General features: G+C 69.0%; 14 protein-coding genes. 4 read left to right on the forward strand and 10 right to left on the reverse strand.

Annotation, left to right across the window (positions count from 1 at the left end):
* Nucleotides 1-45: 45 nt before the first annotated feature.
* The 3 genes from ACFYRH_RS08445 to ACFYRH_RS08455 form a co-directional block, all read right to left on the reverse strand.
* The gene (locus tag ACFYRH_RS08445; protein ID WP_387770151.1) at nt 46-2,133 is read right to left on the reverse strand and encodes a molybdopterin-dependent oxidoreductase; all 2,088 of its coding nucleotides are present in this window, start codon (nt 2,131-2,133) and stop codon (nt 46-48) included.
* Between the two features lie 35 nt (nt 2,134-2,168).
* The gene (locus ACFYRH_RS08450) at nt 2,169-2,681 is read right to left on the reverse strand and encodes an AAA family ATPase (RefSeq protein WP_387770154.1); all 513 of its coding nucleotides are present in this window, start codon (nt 2,679-2,681) and stop codon (nt 2,169-2,171) included.
* A 71-nt stretch (nt 2,682-2,752) separates the two neighbouring features.
* Nucleotides 2,753-3,361 carry a TetR/AcrR family transcriptional regulator gene (locus ACFYRH_RS08455; protein WP_387770157.1) on the reverse strand — a complete coding sequence of 203 codons (609 nt, stop codon included), beginning with the start codon at nt 3,359-3,361 and terminating at the stop codon, nt 2,753-2,755.
* A 76-nt stretch (nt 3,362-3,437) separates the two neighbouring features.
* On the opposite strand from ACFYRH_RS08455, the gene ACFYRH_RS08460 reads away from it, so the two are divergent.
* Genes ACFYRH_RS08460 through ACFYRH_RS08470 form a run of 3 tightly spaced genes read left to right on the forward strand, consistent with a single transcriptional unit; the run spans nt 3,438 to nt 5,345 of the window.
* The gene (locus ACFYRH_RS08460; RefSeq protein WP_387770160.1) at nt 3,438-4,007 is read left to right on the forward strand and encodes a 2TM domain-containing protein; all 570 of its coding nucleotides are present in this window, start codon (nt 3,438-3,440) and stop codon (nt 4,005-4,007) included.
* 40 nt (nt 4,008-4,047) lie between these two features.
* Nucleotides 4,048-4,689, forward strand: a complete 642-nt coding sequence (locus ACFYRH_RS08465) for a Pr6Pr family membrane protein (protein WP_387770163.1) — start codon at nt 4,048-4,050, stop codon at nt 4,687-4,689.
* 5 nt (nt 4,690-4,694) lie between these two features.
* The gene (locus tag ACFYRH_RS08470) at nt 4,695-5,345 is read left to right on the forward strand and encodes a class I SAM-dependent methyltransferase (RefSeq protein WP_387770166.1); all 651 of its coding nucleotides are present in this window, start codon (nt 4,695-4,697) and stop codon (nt 5,343-5,345) included.
* Nucleotides 5,346-5,499: 154 nt separating this feature from the next.
* Here ACFYRH_RS08470 and ACFYRH_RS08475 read toward each other — a convergent pair whose 3' ends face one another.
* Complete coding sequence (locus ACFYRH_RS08475) at nt 5,500-6,138, reverse strand: transglycosylase family protein (protein ID WP_387770169.1); 639 nt, start codon at nt 6,136-6,138, stop codon at nt 5,500-5,502.
* Nucleotides 6,139-6,399: 261 nt separating this feature from the next.
* Nucleotides 6,400-6,939, reverse strand: coding sequence for a DUF5946 family protein (locus ACFYRH_RS08480; RefSeq protein ID WP_387770171.1), 540 nt, complete (start codon nt 6,937-6,939; stop codon nt 6,400-6,402).
* Between the two features lie 101 nt (nt 6,940-7,040).
* Between ACFYRH_RS08480 and ACFYRH_RS08485 the strand changes: the two genes are divergently transcribed.
* Nucleotides 7,041-7,640, forward strand: a complete 600-nt coding sequence (locus ACFYRH_RS08485; RefSeq protein ID WP_387770174.1) for a response regulator transcription factor — start codon at nt 7,041-7,043, stop codon at nt 7,638-7,640.
* Here the strand turns inward: ACFYRH_RS08485 and ACFYRH_RS08490 are convergent.
* The 5 genes from ACFYRH_RS08490 to lanKC form a co-directional block, all read right to left on the reverse strand.
* Nucleotides 7,619-9,301, reverse strand: a complete 1,683-nt coding sequence (locus ACFYRH_RS08490) for an ABC transporter ATP-binding protein (RefSeq protein ID WP_387770177.1) — start codon at nt 9,299-9,301, stop codon at nt 7,619-7,621. The two genes, ACFYRH_RS08485 and ACFYRH_RS08490, sit on opposite strands and share 22 nt — an antisense overlap.
* Entirely contained in the window at nt 9,298-10,950 is a 1,653-nt protein-coding gene (locus ACFYRH_RS08495) for an ABC transporter ATP-binding protein (protein ID WP_387770179.1), read from the reverse strand. Before ACFYRH_RS08495 ends, ACFYRH_RS08490 begins: the two co-directional genes overlap by 4 nt.
* Entirely contained in the window at nt 10,947-12,779 is a 1,833-nt protein-coding gene (locus tag ACFYRH_RS08500) for a prolyl oligopeptidase family protein (RefSeq protein WP_387770181.1), read from the reverse strand. The genes ACFYRH_RS08495 and ACFYRH_RS08500 overlap by 4 nt, the downstream gene beginning before the upstream one ends.
* A 191-nt stretch (nt 12,780-12,970) precedes the next feature.
* On the reverse strand, nt 12,971-13,108 hold the full coding sequence (locus ACFYRH_RS08505; RefSeq protein WP_130387812.1) for a SapB/AmfS family lanthipeptide: 138 nt from the start codon (nt 13,106-13,108) through the stop codon (nt 12,971-12,973).
* 4 nt (nt 13,109-13,112) lie between these two features.
* The gene (gene lanKC / locus ACFYRH_RS08510; RefSeq protein WP_387770183.1) at nt 13,113-15,680 is read right to left on the reverse strand and encodes a class III lanthionine synthetase LanKC; all 2,568 of its coding nucleotides are present in this window, start codon (nt 15,678-15,680) and stop codon (nt 13,113-13,115) included.
* Nucleotides 15,681-15,798: the final 118 nt, after the last annotated feature.

The following is a 15,798-nucleotide window of genomic DNA, read 5'->3' on the forward strand; positions in this document are numbered from 1 at the left end:
GGGCAGATTGTCCGTCCACGCCCGATCCGCTCGGGCGTGGACGGCTCACGCCGCGGTGACTTTGACGGGAACTCCGTTCACTGCCGCGGTGCCGGAGACCGGGTCGGTGAGTTCGGTATCGGTGATGTCGTTGGCGCTCGGACCTGGGACCTGGTTGGCGACAGTGAGTCTCGAACCGGGGCGGTTGTGGCCGAATCCGTGCGGCAGGCTGACCACGCCGGGCATGATGTCGTTGCTGGAAGCAACTTCCACGGCGATGGAGCCGGCGGCCGAGGTGACGGTGACGAGCTGGCCGTCGGTGAGCTCGCGGTCGGCGAGGTCGTGCGGATGCATCAGCAGGTGATGGCGCGGCTTGCCCTTCACGAGCCGGGCGGAGTTGTGCATCCACGAGTTGTTGTTGCGCAGGTGGCGCCGCCCGATCAACAGCAGTTCGCCGGCGGACAGCGCAGCCAGCGAGTCGAGCCGCGGCAGGTCGTCCAGGATCATCCGCTGCGCCAGATCGATCCGCTTCGACTTGTGGTGCAACGCTCCCGGCAGCGCGGGCTGCAACGGCCCGAGATCCACTCCGCCCGGTGAGCGTCGTACCTTCCCCAGCGACAGCCGGTACGGCCCGATCCGCAACCCCAGGTCCACGATCCGCCGCGGCGGCAATCGCAGTCGTGCCATCACCTCGACGCGACGCCGGCTCCAGGGAGTACGTCGTACCAGGGCGAGTCCGAGATCGCGGAAGATCTCCCAGTCGTGCCGGGCGGAATCCGGCTTCGGCAGTACTGCGTCGTTCCAGCGCGCCGTGTTCCGGACGGCCAGCTGATGGAAGATCACGTCGTAGTGATCGCGCTCGAGCGGTGGCGCCGGCGGCAGGATCACGTCGGCGTGCCGGGTGGTCTCGTTGATGTACGGGTCGATCGCGACCATGAACTCGAGCGTGCCGAGCGCGGCGTCCAGTTTCCGTCCGTTCGGCGTCGACAGCACCGGGTTTCCGGCGACCGTCACCATCGCCCGGATCTGGCCCTCGCCCGGCGTCAGGATCTCCTCGGCCATCGTCGAGACCGGCAGTTCACCGCCGAACTCCGGCAGTCCGCGGACCCGGCTCGTCCAGACCCCGAGATGCCCGCGGCCGAGCCCGAGCAGCGCGTTCACGGCCGGTCGCGGAAACATCGTTCCGCCAGGCCGGTCGAGGTTTCCGGTCACGATGTTGAGGACCTGGATCGCCCACTGGCAGATCGCGCCGAACTGCTGCGTCGACACCCCGACGCGTCCGTAACAGGCCGCCCGGTCGGCCGCGGCGAAGTCGCGCGCCACCTGCCGGATCTCGGCGGCGGAAATTCCGGTGATTTCCGCGGCCCGTTCCGGCGTCCACGCCTCGACCGCGGCCTCCACCGCCGCGAACCCGTCGACGTACGCCGCCGGCCGGGCCGCCCCGTCCTCGATCACCTGGTGAATCACGGCCAGCAGGAACGCCGCGTCCGTTCCGGGCCGGATGAAGTGATGGGTATCGGAAACCGCCGCGGTTTCGGTCCGCCGTGGATCGATCACCACCAGTTTTCCGCCGCGTTTCCGCAACTCCTTCAAGCGGCGTCCGAAGCCGGGGGCCGTCATCATGCTCCCGTTCGACGCCAGCGGGTTCGCGCCGAGCATCAGCAGGTACGACGTCCGGTCGATGTCCGGCACCGCCACCATCAACTGGTGCCCGTACAGCAGGTACGACGCCAGCATGTGCGGCAACTGGTCGATCGACGTCGCGCTGAACCGGTTCCGGGTCCGCAGTTGTCTCACCATCGCCGGCATGTGCGTGAGCGCCCCGAGACTGTGCACGTTCGGGTTCCCGAGATACACCCCGATCGAGTTCTGCCCGTGCTCGCGCTGGATCCCGGTGAGCTTGCCGACGACGAGTTCGTACGCCTCGTCCCACCCGAGTGCTTGCCAGCCGTCCGAGGTACGGCGTACCGGCGTCGTCAGCCGGTCCGGATCCTCCTGCAGGTCGCGGAGCGCGACCGCCTTCGGGCAGATGTGGCCGCGCGAGAGCGGGTCCGACTCGTCGCCACGGATGTCGGTGACCCGGCCGTCCTCGACGGTCACGAGCACTCCGCAGATCGCTTCACACAGATTGCAGGACGTGCGCCGCACTGTCATTCCGTCAAACTACCCTCGGGTAGCCAACCGCGTCATCAGTCGAAGCGCGCCTCGTCGAGGCGGCCGAGGATCGCGTCCACCGTCTCGCCGACGCTCAGGTCGGAGTTGTCCAGCCACAACCCGCGCCGCGGGCTGAACGCGTGCAGTTCGTAGTCGAGCTCGTCGACCAGATGCCGCGCGCCGCCGATCCGGCTGGAGATCACCTCCGGCCGTGGCGTCAGCACGACCAGATAGCGCGGCCGTGTCTGGATGCCGTCCAGGAACTCACGCAGCAACTCACCGATCACCACGTCCTGCAGTACGACGGTGAACCCCTCGCTCGCGTACTCGTCCGCGGCCATGCAGGCGAGCCGATAGCGCAGCTGCAACTGGCGTTGTGCCTCGAGTACGTCATCGGCCATCGAGGCCTGGCCGCTGACGATCATCCGCCGGAAAACGTCCCCCCGAAGATGCACGCCGTACTGGAACCTCTCGGCGAGCATCTGGGACACCGACGACTTCCCCGCCGCCATGATTCCGCTGACGACGATCACCCCCTCGGATTCCATGCGGTGATCGTGCCACGCGGTGCGGGGTTTTGGTCCGGTCCCGGCGATTCTTGTCCGAAAACCCCGATTTCTCAGGGGTTTCCGGCCGTCAGCGTCTCCAGATGATGGCGCAGCAGCTGCCGGATCCGCGGCGCCGTACTGCGGTCCGGCTGGATCGCCGCGTGCAGCGCGAGGCCGTCGATCAGGGCGTGCAGGTGTTCGGTCTCGCGCCGCAGATCGAGGCCGTCCCGCAGTGCGCCGGCCTCGGCGAGTGAGTGCAGCAACGATTCGCACAGCCGGCGCAGCCCGTTGTGCACGGTGTCGACGTGTTCCTGCAGAGTGCCGGCGCCGGTCTCGGCCCGCGCCTGCGCCATGAAGGCCAGCCAGACATCGAACTCCGCACGGCGCTCGGCGTCCAGCGGGAGCGCCTCCTCGAGGTAGCGCAGCGCGATCGTGGTCGCGCTGCCCTTCGGCTCGATCGCGCCGACCCGGTCACTGACGCGGCGCGAGACCAGGTCCATCGCGAAGCTGAGCAGACCCTCCTGGTCGGGGAAGTAGTAGCGGACCGCGCCCGCGGACCAGCCGGCCTCGGCGGCGATCGTGCGCACGGAGGCGGCCCGGATCCCGTCCCGGCGGACCACCCGCCAGAGCGCTTCGGCGATCTCCTCGCGGCGGGCGGCGTGGTCGACGATCTTCGGCATGGAGTCCTTTTTAGCACAGCTGTGTTAGTCTCGTTTCACAACACAGTCGTGTTTAAAAACTCGGGAGGGGAACACCGTGCTGCTCGCTGTGATCGCCGGGTGTGAGATCGGCTTCTGGGTCCTGCTCGCCGCCGGCCTGGTGACGCGCTACCTGCTGCGCTTGCCGAAGGTGGGTCTGGTGCTGTTGGCCGCCGTGCCGCTGGTCGACGTCGTGATGCTGGTCGCGAGCGTCCTGGACATCCATCGAGGGGCCGAGCCCGCGTTCAAGCACTCACTGGCCGCGATCTTCATCGGCGTCAGCGTCGGGTTCGGGCACCAGACGCTGAAGTGGGCCGACGGGTGGGCCGCGCACTTCCTGGCTGGTGCGCCCCGGCCGCCGAGGCCGCCGAAGAAGGGCCCGGAGCGGGCCCGCCGCGAGCGCGCCGGCTGGTTCCGCCACCTGTTCGCGTACGTCGTCGGTGTCGGCATCATGCTCGGTCTCGGCCTGCTGTCCGGCCGTGGGTACGACGCCGTCCTGGCGCCCGCGTGGACCTGGACGATCGTGCTGGTGATCGATGCGATCGTGTCGTTCAGCTACTCGTTCGACCGTGCGGGGTCCGAGGGCGAACCCGAGGAGAAGGCGCCGCGCGCGAAGCAGTCGGTGTGACGTCCGCGGTTCGCGCGGTGACTCGTCGTACATTTCCAGCATGACGAGGACGGGGCGGATCTGGGCGGCGGTCACGGTAGCGGTCGTCGCGGCCGGTCTCCTGCTGCAGGTGGTGGTGACGGCCAGAGGCCACGAGGGGTTCTACCCGGACAACCCCGAACGTGTGCTCAACATGTTCGCCTACTTCACCATTCAGTCGAACCTGCTGCTCGGCATCACTCTGCTCATGCTGGTGCTGCAGCCCGACCGCCCGCGCGGCGCTGTGTTCAACACGCTGCGACTGAACGGCGTGCTGTGCATCGCGGTCACCGGCATCGTCTACAACACGGTTCTGGCGGGTCTGTACGATCTCAAGGGCCTGGCCGTGGTCACGGACTTCCTGTTGCACACGGCGTCGCCGATTCTCGGCGTCCTGGGGTGGCTGCTGTTCGGCCCGCGCGGTGCGATCGACTGGCGGATCGCGGGCTGGTCGATCGCGTATCCGCTGCTCTGGGTCGTCTTCACCTTGGTGCGCGGCGAGTTCGTCGGGTTCTACCCGTACCCGTTCATGGACGTCGGCGAGCACGGCTACCCGCGGGTGTTGCTGAACTGTCTGCTGATCGCGGTACTGTTCCTGGCTCTGGCGGCCGGTGCGACGACTCTGGACCGCCGCCTGCGCCGGAAGACAACCGTCGAAAGGTAGGACCAGTGCTGGTGACCTCGCGCTCGTACGAGGAGTACGAAGCGATGTTCGACCTGAAGGAACTCCCGGACTCGGTGCTCGACTGCTGTGCCGGGGGTGCCGGCTTCACGGCCGAGGCCGCGGCGCGCGGCGTCGACGCGATCGCCGCCGACCCGGCGTACGAGCTGGAGACCGCCGAGCTCGTGGATACCGTTCGGCGCAGCCTGCCGGCGACGTCCGGGATCATCGACGAGCACCAGGGGAGCTTCGTCTGGCACTGGTACGGCTCACCGGAACGCAAGGACCAGTACCGGATCGAAGCGGCTGACCGGTTCCTGCAGGACGTGATGGACGCACCGGAGCGATACGTCGCCGCGGAGCTGCCCGAGCTGCCCTTCGGCGACCGTCGCTTCGAGCTGGTGCTCTGTTCGCACCTGCTCTTCACCTGGTCCGACAAGTACGACCGGGCCTGGCACGAGGCCGCGTTGCGAGAGCTGATCCGGGTCAGCAACGCCGAGGTGCGGATCTTCCCGTTGGTGCAGCAGGGTGCGGGCCAGTCGATCCCGTGGTTGCACGAGTTGCTGGACTCGCTCGAGGGCGTCACTTACGAGATCCGCAAGGTGCCCTACGAGTTCCAGGTCGGGGCCGACGAGATGCTGGTCCTCACCCGCCGCTGACCGCTTGGTGCTTCCCGCTCAGCGCGCTCACGGATGAGTTGCGCACTAACCCGCCACGCTGAGCGGGAAGCGGTCCGGGAGAGCCGGGGGGGGTGGTGGGAGGACGGAACACCACCACCCGCCCAGCAGGCTCGGGTCAGCGGACGGCGCTGCGTCAGCGCAGGTACTTGCCGCAGACCGGCCACGGGGAGGCGCCGCGCTGCGAGTAGAGCTTCTTCGCGCGCATCAGCTGCTCGCCCGCCGACGCCTTGGCCGGGTTGCCGGAGCCACCGACGCTGCGCCAGGTCTGCAGGTCGAACTGGAACAGTCCGTAGTAGCCGGCGCCGTTGACCGCGCGCGGGTTCCCGCTGGACTCGCAGTTCGCGACCTTGGCCCACGCGCCGCTCAGGTTGGCCTTGCCGCTGCTCGACTTCGGGCGGCTCTCGTCGCGGCTGGTCCGGGCGTCGCGGTTGACCTTGAAGTTCTTCTTCGCCTCGCTCTTGCGCGGCTGGACCTTCTCGGACACCTTCGGGGCGGAGGCGGCCTTCGGCGCGCCGTCCAGCGTCAGGGACTGCCCGATCAGGATGAGGTTCGGGTCCTTCAGGTGGTTGATCCGGGCCAGTTCGTGCCAGTCGGTCCCGTTGGCGGCCGCGATCTCCGAGAGGGTGTCGCCGGACTTGACCGTGTAGCCGTCGGATGCGAACGCCGCACCGGCGCCGGCGGCGGTGATGCCGGCTCCCAGACCGGCGATCGAGAGGGTTCGGGCCACCCGGCGAGTGCTTCGCCGGGCGCGCGCATGTCGAGCCTTGGACATCAGAAAGCGCTCCTTGTGAGCTAGGGCATGGCAAAACGCACCAGGCCCCCCGTGCAGGGGAGGGGCAATCGGACAGGTCACAGGACGGCGTCCGAACGGTCACGCCCCGGTAACGGCGCGACCTGAGTCATCCTCTGTGAGGTTCGCCGGAAACGCAAGCCCAGATCGTGATCTGCCCCGAACTTTTTTCGTCCACCGACCTTCCGAAACCCCAACAACAGAACGGTTTCCGGGTCGATCAGGAGGTGGGAACCGATCGGTTCAGCGGGTCCGGAAACAGCGTTCCGGAACCAGCTTCACGGTCAGTTCCCGGATCGTCCGGCGATCGTTGTCCGGCCAGGCGTCCCAGACCTGGCGGGCCCACCTGAGCAGGGTCGACTCAACCTCGTCGACGCCGCCGGCCACGAGCACGTCGTACGCCGTGAGTTCGCCGGCCCGGGCGGGTGGGACGAGCCGCGGCCAGTCGTCGTACGAGTTGGCCATGATGCTGTGCGCGGTCCGGACATCGACGTTCCCGGAGCCGCGTTCGAGGAACATGTAGAGGCCGTTCAATGCGAACACCGGGCCGATCCGTGGGCCCTCGGGGTTCACGTGCTGAGCGCCGTAGGCATCGATGCGGAGTTGATGCAGGTAGCCGAGCCGGGCGGCGTTCTGCACCTCGAACCCGAGCAGCTCGCCGGCGACCTCCGCGCACTCCGGTGATGCGTTGTACTTCGGTGTCTCCGGCCACTGTGAACCCGGCAGTACGGCGCCGCACCCGGGGCAAGTTGTCGAGTCAGGCGTGTCATCCGGTGAGTTCACTCGTTGATCGAAACACGGGCACCGTCGTCCGGCAGCTGCTTTTCCGCCGGGGGCGTGGGTGAACGGCGGATGAGGCGACGGATGTGATGGGGGCAGGAGCGGTGATCCGAGTGGCTCTCGGCCATCGCGGCACGTTGGTGCGTGGTGCACTGGCCGCGGTGCTGGCAAGGGAGAACGACCTGGACGTGGTGGCCGAGGTGGACCGCGCGGAGGAGGTGCTCCAGGTGGCCGGACGGCGCCCCGACGTCTTCCTGCTCGACCCGCAGCTGCCCGGCCGGATCCGGTTCGAGGAGCTCTGCCGCAAACTCGCCGGTCGCGGTGTGCTGGTGCTGATCGACCACGAGGCGATCGCGGCGACCAGCTTGGCGCTGGTGAAACAGGCGCCGCGGATCGGCCTGATCGCGAGCGATGCGACCACTGACCAACTGGTGCAGGCGGTGCGCGACGTGGCGAAGGGCCTGCCGGTGGTCGACGTACGGCTGGCAGTGGCCGCGTTGAAGGCCGGCGACAATCCGCTGACCGACCGGGAGTGCGAGGTACTGCGTCAGGTCACCACCGGCGCGACGGCGCAGGAGATCGCGCGGACCCTCAGCCTGAGCGCGGGGACCGTCCGCAACTACCTGTCGCGCATTCTCGCGAAGACCGGTTCCCGGAGCCGGATCGAAGCCATCCGCAAGGCTCAGGACGCGGGCTGGATCTGATCGGGTGTCCAGCTGCCGTGCAGGTCGCGGTACATCCGGGAGGTGCGCATCAGGGCGGTGTGGGTGCCGAGAGTGGCTTTGTTGCCGTCGAGCACGAGGATGCGGCGCGCCCGCAGCGCCGAGCTGATCCGGTGCGCGATCACGATCAGGGTCCCGTGGCGTTGGGCGAACGCTTCTTCGGCCCGGCGTTCGGCTTCCGGGTCGAGGAAACAGGTCGCTTCGTCGAGGACGGCGAGCGGAGCGGGTGACAGATAGGCGCGGACCAGCGCGAGCAACTGCTTCTCGCCGGCGGACAGCCGGCCCGGCTTCACCTCGGCGTGCAGTCCGCCCATCCGGTCGACCAGTTCACCGGCTCCGATCATGTGTACGGCCTGTGCGATCTGATCCTCTGTTGCGTCGGGCAACAAGTAGCTGAGATTGTCGCGCACGGTGCCGCTGAAGACGTACGCCTCCTGCGGGATCAGCACCCGGGTCCGGGCGAGCCGGTCGGTGACCACCTCGGTCGGCGGCGCTCCGCCGAGCAGCAGCCGGCCGCCGGTCGGGGCGAGCATCCCGCAGACCAATCCGGCCAGTGTCGACTTGCCGATACCGCTCGGTCCGACAACGGCGAGGTGTTCGCCTTCGGGGATCGTCAGCTCGAGCCCGTCGAGAACCGGTTCGGCCTTGGGGCCGTAGGCAAACGTCAAGTCGCGAATCCGCACCTGGTAGCCGTTCACCTCGTCGACCTGCCGGGGTCGTGCTGCCGCGGCAGACGTGTCGAGGATCCGGCCGAGAGTGATGACGTACCGGAGGCCGCTGTCGCCGAGCGCGTTCATGACGGTGTTCAGTGCCGGCTGCAAACCGATCAGCACGTAGGTGAGTCCACCGAGCAGCGTGCCGGTGCTCACCCCGCGCTCGACGAGCCACGGTCCGGTCGCGAGCAGGATCAGCAACGGCAGCCAGCCGCCGACCGCGAAGCACAACGTCCGCAACGCCGACACCTTCGCGAGTGCGCGCTCCGCCGTGGCCTGCGCCTCGATCGGTTCGCCGACGAGCCATTCGGCGTACTCCTCGGTCCCGGTCGCGGTGATGTCGCGTACTCCGCCGAACACCATGCCCGCCGACGCCGCGAGCGCCTCGTCCGCTGTGAGTGACGCCCGTACCCGATCCGCCGCCATCCCGAGCACCGCCAGCGACAACGCGAACCCCAGCAGGAACGGCGGTACGACGAACGCGGCGACGAGCGGAGCGAGCGACAGCAACCCGGCCAGTACGCCGAACAGCGTGACCGCGAAACTCCGCAGTACGAGGACCAGCCCTGCGAAGGTGTCGCGGACGATCTCCACCTGCCGGTTCAGCCGCGCGACGGCGCTGTCGTCACCGGACCGGAGCGCGCCGCCGACGACCCGGCGTACCAGATCGTCGCGCAACGGCTCGACCAGATCTCCGAGCCGGCCGTAGACCTGCCGCGCTCCCGTGGCCCCCAAGCACGCCGTCGCGACCAGACCACCGAGCCAGGCGACCCCTTGCCACGCGTGCCCATCGAGAAAGCTGTCCGTCGCCCGTGCCACCGCGATCCCGTAGACGGCCGTCGGCAGAATCTCCGGAACCGACCACGCGATCAGCCTGACCGTGGCCCGCTTCCGCAGCGCCCCAGCCCCGAACACCAACTCTCGCTTCATCCGAAGACGGCTCGGTAGGACGGGTTGTGCCAGAGGTCGGCGTGCGGGGCGATCGCGCGGACCTGGCCCTGGTCGAGCCAGATGACCAGGTCGGCGCGGGCGGCGGTGCCGGGGCGGTGGGTGACGATCAGGCGGGTGCGGTGGTGACGGTCCTCGGTGAGGGTGCGGCTGATCTGGCGTTCGGTGGCCGTGTCGAGGCTCGACGTGGCGTCGTCGAGCACCAGCAGGCGACGGGCCGACCACGCGCGGGCGAGGCCGAGGCGCTGCCGTTCACCGCCGGACATCGGTGCCTTGCGCAACGAAGTGAAGTAGCCGTCGGGGAGGCGGCTGACGAAGTCGTGCGCATGCGTTGCACGAGCCGCCGCCAACGTACGGATCGGGCTGACCGCGTGCGGATCGAGGGACTCACCAACAGTCCGGCCGACCAGCTGTGGACGCTCGAAGGCGCAGCCGACTGCGCTCCTCAGCGCCCGCCGGCTGACAGCCTGCAGCGGTACGCCGTCCAGCGAGACCTGCCCCGTCGACGGGTCCCGCAACCGCGCCGCGACCGCCGCGAACACGGACTTGCCGGCGCCACTCGGCCCGACGACCGCGATCGTACGGCCGCCCGGAAGATCGAGATTCACGTTGTCCAGCAGGACATTCCCGTCCGCGACGACGCTCACGTTGTCGAACGTCAACTGCCCGGGCCCGGCCGGCAGCGGCAGTGTGCCGTGCGCGATCGTGTCGATCGCGAGCACCTCGGCGGACCGCTTGACGCCGGCCTTGGCGCGGGCGATCTCGCCCAGGACACCGGTCAGGTTCCCGAGACCGGCCCCGAGTACGGCGTACTGCGACGCGGCGAACAGCTCGCCCGCGGTGATGTGGCCGGCCACGAGTTGCAGTCCACCGACCGCGAGTACGGCGACCAGGACGAGCGGGCCGACGACCGCGGCCTGTGCGCCGGACCGGGCGAGGATGCGCCAGGTGACGACACCGTGCCGGTGCAGTTCGGGGAGCAGGGCGAGGATGCGGCTCTCTTCACGGTCCGTCGTGCCGGCGGAGGTGATGGTGCGGATCCCGGTGAGGGACTCGGAGAGCAGGGCGGCGATGCGGCCTTGGGTCTCCTGGTAGGCCAGGCTGACGTCGGCGGTTCGTCTCGCGAACGTCCACAGCACGAGGATCACGAGGACGACGCCGCCGAGGAACGCGGCGGCGAGCCACACGTCGATGACCGCGAGCAGCACGAGACTGCCGAGCGGCGGCGCGATCGCGGCGATCGCCGTCACCGCGGCCGGACCGGCCTGAGCGGCGTCGGTCGCGTTGGCCGACACGCGCGTGACCAGGTCGCCGGTCTCGAAGTCGCGAGTTCCCTCGGGGCCGCCGCGAACGACGTGCCGGACCAGGCGATGCCGAAGCCAGGCCGTCGTCTCGGCGACGCACGCCGCGCCCGCGAACGCGTCGACGATGCTCGCCGCGATGCCGAGACCGATCAACGCGGCTGCCGTGATCAACCAGCGGGTGTAGCCGTCACCGGCAACGATCGCGTCGACCGAGCGGCCGAGAACGGTCGGCAGCGCGAGCGTCACCCCGCTCCCGATCAGCGCGTTCACCCCGATCAACGGCAGCCAGCCCCGGCCGCGTTTGGCCACCTCTCCGAAGGTGATCATCGGTCCAGACCTGTCTGGTCAGCGAGGAACGCCAGCATGTCGGCCGCCAGCGCGATGCCGCCGGTCGCGTGGCCGGCGTCCGGCTCGTACCTCAGCAGCACCGGTCGCGTGCTCGCCGTCGCGTGCTGGAGCGCCGCGCACATCTTCCGCGCGTGCAACGGATCCACCCGGGTGTCGTTCCCGAACGCGGTCAGCAGCACGGCCGGGTACTTCACGCCGTCGACGACCCGGTGGTACGGCGAGTACGCGAGCAACGCCCGGAAGTCGTCAGCGTCCTGCACCGTCCCGTACTCCGCGATCCAGCGCTCGCCGAGGCCCGAGAGCTCGTAACGGATCATGTCGGTCAGCGGCGCGGAGCAGACCGCAGCGGCGAACAACTCGGGCCGCTGGGTGAGCGCGGCGGCCGTCAGGAGGCCGCCGTTCGACTCACCACAGATCGCGAGCTGGTCCGGCGTGGTCCAGCCTTCGGAGATCAGGTACTCCGCGGCCGCGATGAAGTCGTCGAACGTGTTCTGCTTGTCGTGGCGGATGCCGGCCTGGTGCGAGGTCGCGCCGCGTTCACCGCCACCGCGGACGGCCGCCGTGACGAACGAGCCGCCCGCTTCGACCCAGGCGAGCGCGAAGGCGGAGTACGTCGGAGTCAGCGACTGCCCGAATCCGCCGTACCCGTAGAGGATCGTGGGGCGTGGGCCTGGTTTGCCGATCACGCGGAGCTCGACGCCGGAACTGGTGCTCACCGTGTGTGTCTCGAGGTCCGGGGCGGTCTGCGGCGAGTCGTCGTAGCGGTAGACCGTTGGTGGCGTGATCGCGTCGGTGTAGGTGTACCAGGCCTGATTGCCGTGGGCAGTGAGCGAGCCGACGGATCCGCCGGCGAGGTCGAGGGTGTCGAGGTGGCGGCCGGTTTCGCGGTCGTGCGCGCTGATCTTGTCGGCCGTACTCACGAGGACGACGTCGTCCAGGATCGCAAGCCCGGTGGGCGGCCCGTCCGGCTGGATGTAGTCGTGCCAGACGGTCGGCTCGGTCGGGTCGCCGACGCAGATCCGGCCGGTGGGAGCGTCCTGCGTCGTGACGACGTACAGGCGGCCGTCGGGGCCGACGGACATGATCGTGGTCGCGTCCTGCGGCAGGTGCGTGGGCGCGGCATCCGTCGACAGGTCCGCGAGCCAGACGTCGGTCGGCGTACAGATCGTCAGCCAGTTGCCGCTGATCTCCAGCCCGTACGACGCTTCGTCGGCGAGGACCGTGGCGTCGTCAGGGTCGCCCAGTGTGTGCCGGCGTACCTGCCGGAAGCGGACGTAATAGAAGGCGGTGCCGTCCGGGAGCCAGGCGACGGGCGAGTAGCGGCAGCCGTCAATGGGGCCGTCGACGAGCTGTCCACTCGCGATGTCGAGGACCGAGAGCGTGGACTGCTCGTCGCCGCCGCGGGAGAGCTGGAACGCGACCTTCGTGCCGTCCGGTGACGGTTGCCAGGCGTCGAGCGTGGTCAGGCCGGTCGGATCGAGCTGCTTCGGGTCGATCAGCGGCGTCTCGTCGAGGAACAGTACGGCGTGCTGCCGGCCGGACTCGCGGCGCAGCGTGAAGCAGCGGTCGCCGCGCCGGACGGGCGTGGACACACTGCCGACCTCGGACAACTGGCGGACGCGGTTCTTCCAGCGGAAGCGGGTGGTCAGTGAGCCGGCGTACGTCAGCCACAGGTCGTCCTGGGTGCGCAGCCAGCGCTGCGTGACCGGCGTTTCGGCGTCCTCGAGCCCGCGGTACGGGTCGGCGACGGTACAACCGTGCACCTGCTCCACGAGCGTCAGACGCTCGGCGCATGGATAAGACTGCACGGAAAAGTTCACCTCACTCTCCTTCTGTCCCACCCACACAACGAGCGCGGCGCCGCCGGGCTACCCGCCGGCGACCGAGGCGAGTCGGTCACCGGCGTGGACCAGGTCGGCCCCGGGCGGGTATGCCGCCCGCCCAGGGCCCGCTACCTGGCATAACAGGTGCTGTAACAGATCCTGGAACCGCTGCCGGATCAGTGGCAGAGCAGCAGGCTCAGGTTGCTCGGGGTCTGCGAAGCGCAGCCCAGCACGGTCAGCGTGGAGCCGCCGTGGTGGTGGCCGCCGTGGCCGTAACCCGGGGTCTCGAGACCCTGAAGGTCGAGAAGTGCCATGTGTTTACACCTCCTTCGATGTCGCTCGTCGGGACAGGGGCTCGGACCACTGGGGAGGTCCGAGGAACGGGAGGGTCGCCGGCGCGTCGTGCAACCCCGAATCCAGCGCCGTACCCAGAGCCAGCAGGACGCCGGCCGATCCGGTCGCCAGGTCCATCGAGAGCCGGAGGAGCTGGTTTCCCGGGAACGCGAGGCCGCTTTCGAACGGCATCGCGTGCCAGCCGAGGCCGTGGATCAGGTCGTCGACCTGATCGCCGAGCGCGGCTGCGGTGAGGAGCAGACCGGCGCGGCCCATGAACAGCCCGGGCTGGACGTAGTAGGAGCAGTGGGTGACGCGCTTGAGCTCTTGGAGCGTGACGGCGAGCTCCTCGGACGGGCGGTGGCGCAGGTACCGCTCCAGGACCAGCGCGATGCCGGCCGAGCCCTCTTCGAGGTACGGCAGCGTTCGCCAGCCCTGGTTGACCTGACGCATCCCGTCCTCGGTCAGCACGGTCCGCTTGAGGTCCTGCCGGATCGCGATCTCCGCGAGGTCGAGCAGACCGGTGTCACCGAGCTGCTCGAACGCGTTGAGGAACAGGAGGGCGGGCCCGGACGATCCGTACATCAGACCGGCCCGCGCATGCTGACCACCACTGATCTCCGGTACGTCGGCGTCCAGGCGATCCGCTACGAGATCGAGGACCCGGACCGCGCGCGCTCGCAGCGCCGGCTCGGTATCGAAGTGCAGGAGGTTCAGGCCGATGCCCGCGAGACCGGAGTACAGGCCGAGCTCGCGGGAACTCCAGTCATCGGCCAGCGTGCGATCGATCAGGTCGAGTGCGTCCTGGCGGTAGCCGAGCTCGTCGAGAACGTGCGCGACGCCGTGCAGACCGTCGTACAGTCCTGGTCCGGCGGGCGTGTTGACGGCCTGCTCGCGCAGCCAGTCGTCGTACTCCGGGAAGCGTCCGGCGCCCGTCCTGGCCAGCGCGTAGAGGACACCGGCCGCGCCGGTCGCGAGATCGATACCGCCACCGTCGCGGAACTGCGCGATGTCGCCGGGGAACAGGCGATCGGTGCGTTCCGGAGTGGCGCTGGCGACGATCGCCCTGGCGAGCGCGGCGCGGACCTCGGTCCAGCCGGCTTTACCGGGGAGCGGCAGGTCGCGGAGGTCGTTCGTGGTGTTGTCGCCGACGATCGTGGTGACAGCCTCGGCGAGCTCTTCGCGTGCGACCGGGAAGGTCTCGGCGATCATGTCGGCGAGCTGGAACGCCTTGCCGGGATGAAGATTCAGCAAGATCGTTGCCTGCGGCGCATAAACGCTCAGTGCGATACAGGCGAGCGCGTAACGGTCGACATCGACGCCTTGGCGGTCCTGCGGAGCGGCGTACCCCGGGTGCGCGAGCGTCGAACGGGCCTGGTCCTCGGCCTTCGTCGCGACCTCGAAGTCGATCAGGGTCAGCTTGCCGTTCACATCGAGCAGCAGGTTGTCCGGGTGCAGGTCGCAGAACACCACTCCGCGTTCGTGCAGCTGCCCGACCGCCTCGCCGACCTTGGCGACCATCGCGGTCGCCCAGTCGGCGTACGCCGCCTTGTCGGCCGCGGTCGCGTCCGGGTGGGTCAGCGGGTAACGCCGTACCAGCTCGCGTTGCAGCGACACCGAATCGATGTGCTCCTGGACGAGGAAGTGATGGTCGCCCAGCTGCAGGTAGTCGTGCGTCTTCGGTACGGCGTCCAGGCCCTCGAGTTGCTCGAGGATGTCGCGCTCGTGGGCGATCCGCGCCACCGCATCCCGGCCCGCCATGTCGAGACCGGCGTACGGGCGTCCCTCCTTGAGGACCACGCGGTCGCCGGAGTCGTTGTGGTGGCCGAGGTACACGCCGCCGCCGTTCGAGAACTGGATGACGCCGTCGATCGTGTACGCGAGGTCGTTGGTGGTGACCGCGTTGCGGGCGTCGAGGTGCGGCTGGAGGAACTCCGGGAGCTGGACCCACGGCGGTGTCACGAATGTCGGGCCGCGGTGGTCCGGGACCAGGTTGCCGTGCGGTCCTTCGAGGGCGAGGACGCGCTCACCGGCCTGGTTCAGGCAGTACCTGCTGACGAAGGCGCCGTACCTGGTGAAGAGCGGACCGTCGGCGTACCTCAGGTCGCTCAGGATGTACGGGCCCTCGACGCCGTGCAGGATCTCGTTGAGTTCCTTGAGGACGAGCTCCAGCTGGGCGTCGTCCGTCGGGTAGATCGTCACCAGCTTGCCGCTCGACCCGCGGGGAGCGGCCTTCGAGTTCACCATCACGAGGACGGCTTCGTTGCGCAGGAACTTGAACGCGATGCCGCGCGGGACGCAGTACTCCCACACCGCCTCGAGAGTGCGCTCGACATCCTGCAGACGGGCCGACACGTGGACCTTCCAGCCCTGGCTCGGGAGCTCGAGGTCCGCGGGTGCGTAGTGCATCCACTGCTCACCCGGCACGTGCTGCCAGTGCTCCGGCACCGCGCGCCGCGTGATCGCGAAGTCCGGGTGCCCGGCACCGCGATTGGCCGGCGTCTCGTAGAACCGCCGATCCGCAAGGCAGTAGAACTCGTAACTCTCGTGCATGACTGTCCGACCCCCCTTTCGTGGTGCCCCGCCACATCTTGGGCGGCACCCGAGGGGTCGGCGTAGTGCACGATGTCATCACTCTGATGTGAAGAACACATGCACTACGAGTGAGTAA

Origin of the sequence: Kribbella sp. NPDC004875 (assembly GCF_042873375.1) — a bacterium.
Taxonomy (GTDB): Bacteria; Actinomycetota; Actinomycetes; order Propionibacteriales; family Kribbellaceae; genus Kribbella.

Bases quoted from the DNA above. Each gene is read 5' to 3' on its own strand.
- ACFYRH_RS08445 (WP_387770151.1), bottom strand. From the start codon at position 2,133: ATGACAGTGCGGCGCACGTCCTGCAATCTGTGTGAAGCGATCTGCGGA.
- ACFYRH_RS08450 (WP_387770154.1), bottom strand. From the start codon at position 2,681: ATGGAATCCGAGGGGGTGATCGTCGTCAGCGGAATCATGGCGGCGGGG.
- ACFYRH_RS08455 (WP_387770157.1), bottom strand. From the start codon at position 3,361: ATGCCGAAGATCGTCGACCACGCCGCCCGCCGCGAGGAGATCGCCGAA.
- ACFYRH_RS08465 (WP_387770163.1), top strand. From the start codon at position 4,048: ATGACGAGGACGGGGCGGATCTGGGCGGCGGTCACGGTAGCGGTCGTC.
- ACFYRH_RS08475 (WP_387770169.1), bottom strand. From the start codon at position 6,138: ATGTCCAAGGCTCGACATGCGCGCGCCCGGCGAAGCACTCGCCGGGTG.
- ACFYRH_RS08490 (WP_387770177.1), bottom strand. From the start codon at position 9,301: ATGAAGCGAGAGTTGGTGTTCGGGGCTGGGGCGCTGCGGAAGCGGGCC.
- ACFYRH_RS08495 (WP_387770179.1), bottom strand. From the start codon at position 10,950: ATGATCACCTTCGGAGAGGTGGCCAAACGCGGCCGGGGCTGGCTGCCG.
- ACFYRH_RS08505 (WP_130387812.1), bottom strand. From the start codon at position 13,108: ATGGCACTTCTCGACCTTCAGGGTCTCGAGACCCCGGGTTACGGCCAC.
- lanKC (WP_387770183.1), bottom strand. From the start codon at position 15,680: ATGCACGAGAGTTACGAGTTCTACTGCCTTGCGGATCGGCGGTTCTAC.